Consider the following 11,601-nt stretch of genomic DNA (forward strand, 5'->3'; position numbering starts at 1 on the left):
ATAAAAAAAGCCGATAGTAATAATTTACTATCGGCTTTTTTATGGGTGTAATTACTAATAATACCAAGTCCGTTAAATTACTGATCACCTAATAAAATTTAGTTTATCTTTTTGAAGGCCTTAAAAGGAAATTTTGGCTGGTCATTAGTTTTTGAGTCACTTTATGTTGTGGTTTACGCATTACTTCGATGGTTTTTCCTGACTCAACGACTTCACCTTGTGATAGCACCATCACATCATCGCTAAAGTGGCGTACAATGCCTAAATTATGAGAGATGAGGATATAAGCGAGTCCCATTTGTTGTTGTAAGTCGAGTAATAAATTAATCATTTGCGAGCGTAATGATGGATCTAAGGCTGCTAACGCTTCATCTAAGATGATAACTTGTGGCTGTAAGATAATTGCTCTAGCTAGTGATATACGCTGTTTCTGACCACCAGAGAACATGTGAGGGTAAAAATTCATATGATCACCCAGTAACCCTACTTTATGTAACGTTGTTCTAATTAATTGGTAACGCTGTTTTTCATCTAAATTAGTATTTAAGGTTAATGGTTCATCAAGTAATTCTTGTATCGTTAAACTAGGGTTTAATGTTGTTCCTGAGTCTTGAAATATCATACGAATTTGTTGACATCGTTGCTTAAAACGTTGGTTTTCTAAAGAGCGGCCATTTAGTGATATAGTGCCAGTACTCGGTATTTCAGCACCAACTAATATTTTTGCTAACGTTGATTTACCTGCTCCTGTTTCACCTACAATTGCCAAAGTTTTTTTAGATTCGAGCGTAAAAGAAAGTGGCAGTAATGCATCGAAAGTCCGTTTATGATACCAGTAGCCTTTTAGCTTAAATGACTTTGATATATCTTTAGCTTCTAATAAAATAGTCATATTAATTAGCTCCGCTATCTACTTTGTACTTTATCGATGATTTTTTTCTTGGCTCTTTAATCAAAGGAAAATGACAGCTGACTTTATGACCATGAAAATTACTAACATCAGGTACTTCAACACACGTTTTTTGAGCTCTTGGGCAACGTGGGCCTAATCTACAACCGATAGGTAAATGTTGTAAAATTGGAATGCTACCAGGTAATGTCATTAAACGTGATTTTGTAGGTACTTGTAAATTAGCTTTAGTACTACTACCTACTAGTGCTTGCGTATAAGGGTGCATTGGGTGATTAAAAATTTGCTCAGTAGTTCCTGCCTCTACAAATTGTCCGCTGTACATTACAGTGATGTTATGAGTCCAGTTAGTTAGATTCTCTAAGTCATGACTTATTAATAAAATAGACATATTTTTAAATTGATTTAAGTTAGCTAGTAATCTAAAAATTTGTCCTTGATTAGTACTTTCCATTGCCGCAGTTGGCTCATCAGCAATCAATAAAATGGGTCTACCAGCAAGCGCTATAGCAATCATCACGCGTTGGCATAATGCTTCTGTTAATTGATGTGGGTAACTTTTCATACATTGGCTATGCTTTTGAATGCCAACTTTATGCAATAACCTTATTACTGCTTCTTTACGTTGTTTTTTACGTTGCCAAAAATTACCAGTTAATTGTGTTCTATCTATAGCTTCACTTAATTGCTCGCCGACTAATGTTGTTGGATCTAAACAACTCATAGGCTCTTGAAATATCATCGCAATATCACGACAAAGAAGGGCTTTGCGTTCAGCAATTGTTAAACGTAATAAATCGATACCTCGCCAATGAAACCTGTCGGCATGTACATGCCATTTAGGTTGTAAAACTCCCATTATGGCTTGTGCTAACAGTGATTTACCAGAGCCAGATTCGCCCACTAAACCACGTACTTCACTTTCTTTAATAGATAAACTTATTCGGTCTACCGCAAACACACGGCCTGACGGTGTATCAAGTTCAATAGATAAATTTCTAATATCGAGTAAATTCATAATAGCTACTTACCGTCTCGTTTAAGAAAAGTATTTGATATGGCAAAGAATGATAAAAAATTAATGATAACTGTCGGCCATTGAAAATTTTTGATAACTAATAACATAATATTTAATTATCCTTACGTAATTTAAGCGCATGGCGTATACCTTCACCAACTAAGTTGGTAGCAACAACAGCAAATAATATAGCTAAACCTGGCAAGTAAACGGTCCAAGGAGCAATATAAAAACGCTCAAGACCATTCGCTAAAATTGATCCCCATTCTGGTAATGGAATTTGTGCGCCAAGTCCTAAAAAACCTAAGGTAGCAATATCTAATATTGCTGCCGATTGAGCAAGGGTTGCTTGGCTCATTAAGCGTTCAACAATATTAGGAAAAACAGAGTAATACAGAATACGAAAATTACTGGCGCCATCTAAACGTGAGGCAAGTACATAATCTTTTCTGAACTCCTCTTTTACTGCATATCGAGTTATATGGATAAATTGAGGAATAAATACAATGGCAACAGCCCAAACGGTATTGCTAATACCTGGGCCCAAAATTGCAACAATAATTATTGCTAGCAGTAATGATGGAATGGATAAAACAACATCAAGAAAATGGTTTAAAAAGCTTGATTTGAAACCGCTGGTTAACGCCGATAAAGAGCCAATAACTACGCCAATCACTAATGAAAACACCACCACAATAAAGCTAAGGCCAAAGGTAAGTGACGTACCGTACATTAATCGAGATAACATATCTCGACCAAGATCGTCTGTACCCAATAAGTAACTAACATTACCGTCTTCATGCCAGGCGGGAGGTACTAATATCATATCCAAATTGCCATCTATCGGATTGTAAGGGGCAATTATTGGAGCAAAAATGGCTAATACAACTAAAAAAGTGAAACAGCAGAAGCCCAGCATAGCAACCGGGGTTTTACGAAAAATAGCCCATAACTGCATAAACGGTGAAGGAAAAACCTCTTCAAGATATACTTTTTCACGAGCCATACTTATTACCTCGCGCTAATGGATTAAGACCAGCATAAATAAAGTCGATTAAAATATGAATTATAAAAATAAAGCAAGATAGTACTAGTAAGCCACTTTGAATAGCAGAATAGTCACGCTGATAAATACTTTCAATCAACCAACGGCCAATACCCGGCCAACTAAAAATAACTTCTGTTACCATGGCAATTGTTACCAAGTTAGCGAATTGCAAACCAACATGCCGTATTATTTGAATTAAGGCATTACGCGTCGCGTGGCGAAATATTATTTGTCTGAAGTTTAAACCTTTTGCGCGAGCAGCTCTAATATAGCTTGAGGCTAACACGTCAATCATTGAGGCCCTAGATAAACGAATAAAAATAGTGGCGGGGGCAACAGCGATGACACAAGCTGGCAAAATAATATGTAAACTTGCGTCTCTAAAAGCTTGCCATTTATAGGGACTATCACTAAGTAAAATATCAATTAATTGAATACCGGTAACAAATTTAATTTCAAATAACAGACTAATTTGACCAGAAGAGGGCAGCCACCCAAGGCCTATTGAAAAGAAAAGTATTGCCAGTAAACCAAGCCAAAACACAGGTATTGAATAGCCTAGCATAGCCAATGATAAAATAGCACTATCTGCAATTTTATTATGATAAATTGCAGCGACAAACCCCAGAGGAATACCAATTAACATAGCAATCAGTAATGCTACTAAACTTAGCTCTATAGTGGCAGGAAGTAATTTTAAAATGTCATGGCTAATGGATGATTGATTCACCGCTGATAAACCAAAATCACCATTTAAAATATGTTTTAAGTAAGCGCCATATTGACTTATGATGCTCTGATCCATGTGATAAGACTTGTTTAACTCAGCTAACTCTTCAGCACTCGCGTTAATTTGTCCAGAATGATTAATCACTGTATCACCTGGAAATAAAAAGCTTAAACTAAATGACAGCATTGTTAGTACTAACATAGTAAAAACGAACAAACTAAGCCTGCGTAAGGTAAATGTTAACATACTAATTATTCACCTTTTCAATAGGCATAGTTTCTTTGTCAATTATTTTTGGCGAAGAAATCATCGTCGTGTTGTTTAACGCCTTACCATCCACTTTTTTAGACACACGCTTAGATACCTGATAAAAATTTATACCACCAAAATACTCCAGTATATCACCTTCAATATTTATATCACGTGCTTGAAAGCGTTTTGAATGGGCGATAGGTAGTAAAGGGGCTTCTTCTTTAATAATTGCCATTGCTTTGGTGTAATATGACTTTCTTTTATTTATATCCGATGTGTGCAGAGCGCTAGAAAGTAATTGGTCATATTTTTTATTACACCAAAAGGTATGGTTACTGCCTTTATCGGTGGCTGAACAACTGAGCATTGGCGTAAAAAAGTTATCTGGATCAGGGTTATCTGCTGTCCAACCTAATAAAAAGCTTTGATGCTCACCTTGTGATAAACGACGTAAAAAAGCCGTCCATTCATAGCTAATAATATTAACTTTTATGTTTATTTTCTTTAAGTCGTTTTGAATGAGTTTTGCCATTGTTATGGCGTTAGGGTTGTATGCTCGTTGTAGTGGCATTGCCCATAAATCTATACTAATTCCTTGACTATAACCGGCACTAGCTAATAAAGCTTTAGCTCTTTTGGGATCATAACTTATCTCGGTGATATTATTATCATAAGCCCACGAGGTTTCTGGCAGTATTGACTTAGCACGAGTCGCTTGGTCTTGATAAACCGTCTCAATAAGCGCTTGTTTATTGATTGCCAAGCTAACGGCTTGGCGTACTGCTTTGTCATTAAAAGGCGGTTTTTGCGTGTTAAAGCCTAGGTAGCCAACATTCAAAGAAGTAATAGACTCTAGAGTTAAATCTTTTCTATCCGTTATTTTTTTATGCGCAATAGGGTAACTGCTAACATCACATTCTTTGGCTAAAAACTTAGTTAATCGACTAGTTTTACTTGGCGAAATATCATAAACGAGTTGTTCAATATGTGCTTTTCCCTGCCAGTAATCATCATGGCGATAAAAACGGATAAATGAACCAACACGGTAATCTTTTAATTTAAAAGGGCCGGTGCCAATCGGTAAAATATCTATATTATGTTGATTGTTATTGGCACTGAGTTGTTGCGCATATTCTGCTGATAAAACTACGGCGTAATCGGTCGCTAAATTAGCTAAAAAAGAACTATCGTTGCGTTTTAATATGAAACGCACGGTATGATCATTTATTTTTTCAACTTTATCGACTAATTCATTAAATTTAATACTTTCAAAAAATGGGTATTGGCCACTAGAAACATTATGATAAGCATTATTTTTGCTTAATATTCTATTAAAACTAAATAACACATCATCAGCATTAAATAGTCTTTTTGGAGTAAAGTAATTGGTTTGGTGAAAACTAACATCTTGACGAAGATAAAGTGTTATTTTTTTACCATCATGAGTAACATGCCATGACTTTGCTAACGATGGAGCTAATATGTTGTTCTTGCCCTTAAAAACTAAAAGGCGATTATACAACTGCTTAGATGTTGCATCCGTTGTTGTACCTGAAATACTTAGCTGAGGATTAAAAGTTTCAGGTGGGCCTTCAGAGCAATAGATAATACTTCGCTCACTTAAGGTCAGTTTATCACCATCGTTACAGCCCGACAGCAGTGACGTAAAAGTGACTAAGGTGAAAATAGAGAAGAAATTAAAGTTCATTGTTGTTACTGCCATCAAGCAAGTTGTATTTTTTTAAGTAGCCTCTTAGCTGATGATAAGTTAATTCGAGCGCTTCTGCAGTCTTCTTTTGATTAAATTGACAATAGGCTAGTGCCGATTGTATTAATTCAATCTCGTAATCTTGCGATAACGTTTTTAAAGATTGCGGAAATGGCTGGCTAATTGGCTTAGGTACAGTGGGTGGTAAGTTGTTATCTATATCGCTTAATACTTCATTTAAGACATTTGATAAATCAGAGTCTATGGCGCTTTTAGTTATTTTTTTGTCGGAGGTTAATATGTTGTTATCGCGTGTTTTAACTTGTTGTTTAGGTCTAAATGGAGACTCGAAAGGGTCAATAATTAATTCATGCACAGGTAAATGTGGATTATTACAACGATATACACTTCGCTCAACCACATTTTTTAACTCACGAATATTTCCCGGCCAATGATATTCAAGTAAGCTGCGTTTTGCTTTTTCGGTAAAACCACTGAATAGTTCAAACTCTAATTCACGTGCCATGTTAATGGCAAAATGTTCTGCCAGCATTAAAATGTCGTCTAAACGTTCTCGTAGAGGAGGCAGGGTAATAACATCAAATGCTAGCCTGTCTAATAAGTCTGCTCTAAATAATCCTGCAGCCGCCAAGCTAGGTAAGTCTTCGTTAGTTGCTGCAATTAAACGAACATCTGTCTGAATTGTTTTAGAGCCGCCAACACGTTCAAATTCACCGTATTCTACAACACGAAGTAATTTTTCTTGAATTAATCCAGAGGTGTTCGCAATTTCATCTAAAAATAAAGTGCCTTTATCGGCACGCTCAAATCGACCTTCATGGCGCTTATTAGCGCCAGTAAATGCGCCGCTGTCATAGCCAAATAATTCAGTTTCAAGTAGATTTTCATTTAAGGCGGCACAGTTAAGTTTTAAGTAACTTTGTTCCCAGCGTTTAGATAAATAATGGAGACGGGCAGCTACAAGCTCTTTACCGGTACCACGCTCACCGATAATGAGGACAGGCTTACTTAAGCTAGCAATTTGCGAAATTTGTTCGAGTACTTCTAAAAAGCTGTTTGATTGGCCAAGTAGATTATCTTGTTGGTTAAAACGCGCCATAGCGAACTCTAATTGTTGGTTTTTTTCACTAATAAATAGTTTATTTCATTACTTGAGTGCTTTAAAGACTTTTTTAATAAAATAATAATGTAAACTAAAACAATGGGTTACGTTTTTATTTACAGTTGGCGCAATAAATGAATATAAAAATGTAATGATTCACGGTTAATACATCACTAATTAATCATTACTTTTTGATTAAACTCATGCTCAATTGATGCGTTTATTTAAAAAGAAAATCACTAGTTCAATGTAAATTAATGTAGAGCAGCGGTTTAGTTTAAGCCATTTATTAAAAGGACAGTATAATGAGTATTTTTTCAAGATTCACCGATATTATTAATTCTAATATTAATAGTTTGTTAGACAAAGCTGAAGATCCTAAAAAAATGGTACGCTTGATCATTCAAGAGATGGAAGATACTTTAGTTGAAGTACGCTCTGTTTCAGCAAAAACATTGGCAGATAAAAAAGAATTATCACGCCAAATAAGTCGCTTTGAACAAGATGCTGAGCAATGGCAAGCAAAAGCAGAATTAGCTTTGTCTAAAGAGCGCGAAGATTTAGCTAGAGCGGCGTTAATAGAAAAAAATAAAAGCAGTGAAAACGCGCAAACCTTAAGTGAAGAATTAGCTTATACGCAAGAACACCTTAATAAGCTACAAGATGAAGTATCTCAATTGCAAGACAAGCTAATAGATGCGAAAGCACGACAAAAAGCGATGATTGCTCGAGAAAATTCGGCAAATGCTCGATTAAAGGTTAAAGAAAATATTCACGGTACGCGAGTTAATAATGCACTAAACCGCTTTGAGCATTATGAGCGTAAAATTGATGATATTGAAGCTGAAGTAGAGTCGTATGATATAGGTAGTAAGTCTTTATCTGATGAGATAGCGGACCTTGAAACCGATGCAAAAGTTGATGATGAGTTAGCGCAATTGAAAGCGAAAATGAAAACTAAGAACGAGTCGGTTTAAAAATAAGGTGTAAAATTAAGTTTCAAGTTATGCCTAAAATTAAGGAGAAGTATTGTGGAAGAGATTATTATCGCCCCCGTGATTATATTTTTAGTTGTTGTTGCGCCAATATGGTTGGTGCTGCATTACCGTAGTAAAAAGCAAGTGAATCAAGGATTAAGCCAAGAAGAATATATTCAATTATCAGAGTTATCAGAAGTAGCCGATTCTATGGCTGAGCGAATAAAAACTCTTGAAGCGATTTTAGATGTAGAAACACCTCGTTGGAGAAATAAATTATGAGTCGTCAAACAAACCGACGAAGGACTGAGTTGTACCGAGATGCTGACAAAGGAAAAATAGCCGGCGTATGTGCAGGTATTGCAGATTACTTTGGTTGGGAAACATGGCTAGTGAGAATTTTAGTCGTTTCTGGTGTACTTTTTGGTATGCCTTTTCTTATTTTTGGTTATTTAGCTGCTTGGTTTATTCTCGATAAAAAGCCAGAAAAAATAGCTGAAAAAAGTGATCAATCAGGCTCAGATCAAAGTAATTCTTCAAATAATAAAGCAGAAGATATAAATAATAGCTCTGTTAAAGTAAAAGCAAGAGTGTGGCAAGCTGGTGAGCCTGCTAAGCAAGCGTTATATGACATTAATCGTAAATTTCGAGCATTAGAAGTGAAAGTGCAGGCGATGGAGCAATATGTAACATCAAGTGAATTTACAGTCGCAAGAGAGATTAATAAGCTGTAACCTCATTAACCTAATTTAGTTAATGTAGTTTAGTTAATGTAGTTAACGTAATATAATTAAAAGGTTTTATTATTTAACACTTTAATTCATTATAGAAAAGTTCATTATATAAACCTCATGACAAACGAAAGTCAGCTATATTAATTTGCCTATTCTCTTAAAAAATAATTACTGAATGTTTGCTGTGAAATACTGCGTTAATGACAAAAAACGTGATTTAATCTAAATACAGTAATAGTAATATAAGTAAATTAACCTTTATGGCAATACTAAGTAAATCGACCCTCAAAAAACGTGGTTTTTCTAAAATAAAAGAAAAAGCCAATGAGTTGCTCAACCGTACAATTGATCAACACGTAACTTTGGCTGTTACAGGTTTAAGTCGTAGCGGTAAAACGGCTTTTATCACCTCATTGGTTAATCAATTAATTAATGAAGGTAATCACACTCAGTTGAGCTTTTTTGATCCCATTCATCAGGGGAATTTTATCGCGGCTAAGCGGATACCACAAAAGCACTTTCATGTTCCCCGTTTTGATTACGACTCGGCAATGTTGGCGTTAACTGCTGAGCCTGCAAACTGGCCGGCACCGACGCATGGCATCAGTGAGTTGCGTTTAGCTATTCGCTATCAGCCTAAAAAATCTTTATTGAAATACGCCTCAAGTATGGCAACGTTAACACTTGATATTACTGATTACCCAGGTGAATGGTTACTTGATTTACCTATGTTAAAGCAAACTTATCAAGAGTGGTCAGAGCAAACGCACGCATTAATGTTAAGCGAGCCTAGAGCCGAGCTAAGTAAAGAATTTTTAACCAAACTAGGTGATATTGATCCTTTCTCAACAGCGAGTGAGGAGCTTCTTGCTGACTTAGCACAAGAATATACTAAGTTATTACAGACTTTTCGTTACGATTTAGGTTTATCTGTTATACAGCCGGGAAGATTTATTTTACCTGGTGATTTAGCTGGCGCACCTATTTTAGAGTTTTTTCCTTTCCCTTCCTTAGAAGGCTTGGATGCTAACGAATATCAAAATGCACCTGACGACAGTTTTATAGGTATGTTGCGCTCTCGTTATTTAGAATACAAAGAACAAGTTGTTCGTAAATTCTATCGAGAACATTTTATTCGTTTTGATCGGCAAATTGTTTTAGCTGATTGTTTAAAGCCTTTAAATCAAGGGAAAGCAAGTTTTGCTGATTTAGAATTAGCTATTTCGATGATTTTAGAAAGTTATCATTATGGCAAGTCAGGTTTATTCTCACGGTTATTTTCACCTAAAATAGACAAGTTATTATTTGCTGCTACAAAAGCTGATCATGTAACGCCAGAGCAACATGCACCTATGGTGGCTTTATTAAATCAGTTAATACATCAAAATAAACAACAATTAAATTATGAGTCGGTTGAAGTTAAAACATTGGCGATTGCCTCTGTAAAAGCAACATCATCTGGAATAACTCAGCATAATGGTCAAGAAGTGCCTGTTATTCAGGGTATGGTTAAAAACGCTGAGCAAAAATTCCAGCAAGGTACTGAACAGAACGAGAATAAAACGACAACAAATGTTTTTGGAAAAAAGATTACAGTATTTCCTGGGGCGGTGCCCAATGAGTTACCAACCGATTCATTTTGGCAAAATAATCAATTTAATTTTATCGAATTTTTACCACTTGATGGCCTTAAAAAGCATCATGGTTTACCGCATATTCGTATGGACCAAGTTTTACAATTTTTACTCGCAGATAAAATGACCTGATTTATTAAATAGATGATTATTAAAAATATGAAACAAGATAATAACGATGAACATTTACAGCAACAACAAGTGCTTTTCGACGAAAAAATTATAGATCCGAGCAGTACAAATGTTGATTCGCCTGTTACCGAACAAGTTGTTTTTGATAATAACGATTATATTCCTTTAGCCCTTGATGAAAATGGGCTAGATAAAAATAGCCGAGACGAATTACTCAATGAGCATCTTGAGCAAGATATAACGGGTGTACAAGGTAAAAAAAATAGTTGGTTGTGGCGAATCATTGCGGTGACCTTAGTAACTTTAGTGATCATTGAAAGCTATAACTTTTTTGTGGTTGGTTTTGTTGAGTCACCTATTGTTACCAGTATTTATGCTGCCTTGCTTGGCTCGTTAACTATTATTGGCGTAAATAGTTTCTGGCGTGAGCTTGTTGGCTTAAGAGCTTTTAAAAACAGACAGAAAATGAAAGCGCAAGCTGTTGAGTTGTTGTTTATTACCCAAGAAAACAAAGCGGGTAAAGTAACAGAAACCTCTAATCAACGAGGCAAAGACTTTTGCGATAATATAAGTGATAGCTTACCGTGTGATTTAGTATTTGATATGACAACAGTTGCTAAAACAGAGCAGCAAAGTTGGCGTGAATCTGTATCTAATGAACATAGCTCTGCAGAAGTTGTACAACTCTATTCTCGTGTAGTGCTAAGCAAAGTAGATGAGAAAGCGTTAAATGAAGTAGCAAGATTTTCAACGGAAGCCGTTGTATTAATTGCGCTAAGCCCTATAGCGATCATCGATATGCTTATTATGTTTACGCGTAATTTACGTATGATAAATAAAATATCGGGCTTGTATGGTCTAAAACTAAGCTATTGGAGCCGTATTAAATTAATTAAGCAGGTTTTTGTAAATATGGCTTATGCAGGAGCGAGTGAGTTAATTGCTGATTTTGGTAGTGACATGCTAGGTGCAGAATTAATGGGTAAATTGTCATCCCGTTTTGCTCAAGGGCTAGGTGCTGGAATGTTAACTGCAAGATTAGGTGCTAAAACAATGGAGTTATGTCGTCCTATACCTTTTGAAGAAAAACCTAAATTAACTCAGGTACGTAAAAAGATTGCGGAACAAATTAAGTCATTACTTAAGGGGCAGTAATATGGCACTTGCAATAACTAATGCTTAATACCAATCTGATTAAATTTCTTCCCAACTCAGAGCTATGTTCGATGTGCAATAACAAGGCGAATTTGTTTAGGTTTAGTCATTCTAAATCAAATAAATTTAACGATGTTAGTGTGCATCGAACAAGCTCCCAAGGGCGACGTACCTTTAATA

At 35.7% G+C, this 11,601-nt stretch carries 11 protein-coding genes; 5 read left to right on the top strand and 6 right to left on the bottom strand.

All coding sequences use genetic code 11. The features are described 5' to 3' along the window. Positions 1-103: 103 nt before the first annotated feature. The 6 genes from KO502_RS16710 to pspF form a co-directional block, all read right to left on the bottom strand. The gene (locus KO502_RS16710; RefSeq protein ID WP_216023713.1) at positions 104-892 is read right to left on the bottom strand and encodes an ATP-binding cassette domain-containing protein; all 789 of its coding nucleotides are present in this window, start codon (positions 890-892) and stop codon (positions 104-106) included. 1 nt (position 893) lies between these two features. Continuing rightward, on the bottom strand, positions 894-1,928 hold the full coding sequence (locus KO502_RS16715; RefSeq protein WP_216023714.1) for an oligopeptide/dipeptide ABC transporter ATP-binding protein: 1,035 nt from the start codon (positions 1,926-1,928) through the stop codon (positions 894-896). 112 nt (positions 1,929-2,040) lie between these two features. Then, a complete protein-coding gene (locus KO502_RS16720) occupies positions 2,041-2,934 on the bottom strand; it encodes an ABC transporter permease subunit (protein ID WP_216023715.1) in 894 nt (297 codons plus the stop codon). Further along, positions 2,924-3,952 carry an ABC transporter permease subunit gene (locus KO502_RS16725; RefSeq protein WP_216023716.1) on the bottom strand — a complete coding sequence of 343 codons (1,029 nt, stop codon included), beginning with the start codon at positions 3,950-3,952 and terminating at the stop codon, positions 2,924-2,926. Before KO502_RS16725 ends, KO502_RS16720 begins: the two co-directional genes overlap by 11 nt. Before the next feature lies 1 nt (position 3,953). Then, entirely contained in the window at positions 3,954-5,666 is a 1,713-nt protein-coding gene (locus KO502_RS16730) for an ABC transporter substrate-binding protein (RefSeq protein WP_216023717.1), read from the bottom strand. After that, positions 5,656-6,786 (bottom strand): phage shock protein operon transcriptional activator, encoded by a 1,131-nt coding sequence (pspF, locus tag KO502_RS16735; protein ID WP_216023718.1) that lies wholly within the window; start codon positions 6,784-6,786, stop codon positions 5,656-5,658. The genes KO502_RS16730 and pspF overlap by 11 nt, the downstream gene beginning before the upstream one ends. Before the next feature lie 308 nt (positions 6,787-7,094). Here pspF and pspA point away from each other — a divergent pair, with 308 nt between their 5' ends. The 5 genes from pspA (at position 7,095) to KO502_RS16760 (ending at position 11,421) form a co-directional block, all read left to right on the top strand. Next, a complete protein-coding gene (gene pspA / locus KO502_RS16740) occupies positions 7,095-7,766 on the top strand; it encodes a phage shock protein PspA (RefSeq protein WP_216023719.1) in 672 nt (223 codons plus the stop codon). A 54-nt stretch (positions 7,767-7,820) separates the two neighbouring features. After that, entirely contained in the window at positions 7,821-8,048 is a 228-nt protein-coding gene (gene pspB / locus KO502_RS16745) for an envelope stress response membrane protein PspB (RefSeq protein ID WP_216023720.1), read from the top strand. Further along, on the top strand, positions 8,045-8,500 hold the full coding sequence (gene pspC / locus KO502_RS16750; RefSeq protein ID WP_216023721.1) for an envelope stress response membrane protein PspC: 456 nt from the start codon (positions 8,045-8,047) through the stop codon (positions 8,498-8,500). Before pspB ends, pspC begins: the two co-directional genes overlap by 4 nt. Positions 8,501-8,760: 260 nt before the next feature. Next, positions 8,761-10,266, top strand: a complete 1,506-nt coding sequence (locus KO502_RS16755) for a YcjX family protein (RefSeq protein WP_216023722.1) — start codon at positions 8,761-8,763, stop codon at positions 10,264-10,266. Between the two features lie 27 nt (positions 10,267-10,293). Next, positions 10,294-11,421 carry a YcjF family protein gene (locus KO502_RS16760; RefSeq protein WP_216023723.1) on the top strand — a complete coding sequence of 376 codons (1,128 nt, stop codon included), beginning with the start codon at positions 10,294-10,296 and terminating at the stop codon, positions 11,419-11,421. Positions 11,422-11,601 lie beyond the last annotated feature (180 nt).

It is taken from the genome of Colwellia sp. E2M01 (genome assembly GCF_018860585.1).
Lineage (GTDB): Bacteria > Pseudomonadota > Gammaproteobacteria > Enterobacterales > Alteromonadaceae > Colwellia.

Excerpts from the sequence above, each read along its gene's own strand:
- KO502_RS16710 (WP_216023713.1), bottom strand. The coding sequence starts at position 892 with ATGACTATTTTATTAGAAGCTAAAGATATATCAAAGTCATTTAAGCTA.
- KO502_RS16715 (WP_216023714.1), bottom strand. The coding sequence starts at position 1,928 with ATGAATTTACTCGATATTAGAAATTTATCTATTGAACTTGATACACCG.
- KO502_RS16720 (WP_216023715.1), bottom strand. The coding sequence starts at position 2,934 with ATGGCTCGTGAAAAAGTATATCTTGAAGAGGTTTTTCCTTCACCGTTT.
- KO502_RS16725 (WP_216023716.1), bottom strand. The coding sequence starts at position 3,952 with ATGTTAACATTTACCTTACGCAGGCTTAGTTTGTTCGTTTTTACTATG.
- KO502_RS16730 (WP_216023717.1), bottom strand. The coding sequence starts at position 5,666 with ATGAACTTTAATTTCTTCTCTATTTTCACCTTAGTCACTTTTACGTCA.
- pspF (WP_216023718.1), bottom strand. The coding sequence starts at position 6,786 with ATGGCGCGTTTTAACCAACAAGATAATCTACTTGGCCAATCAAACAGC.
- pspA (WP_216023719.1), top strand. The coding sequence starts at position 7,095 with ATGAGTATTTTTTCAAGATTCACCGATATTATTAATTCTAATATTAAT.
- pspC (WP_216023721.1), top strand. The coding sequence starts at position 8,045 with ATGAGTCGTCAAACAAACCGACGAAGGACTGAGTTGTACCGAGATGCT.
- KO502_RS16755 (WP_216023722.1), top strand. The coding sequence starts at position 8,761 with ATGGCAATACTAAGTAAATCGACCCTCAAAAAACGTGGTTTTTCTAAA.
- KO502_RS16760 (WP_216023723.1), top strand. The coding sequence starts at position 10,294 with ATGAAACAAGATAATAACGATGAACATTTACAGCAACAACAAGTGCTT.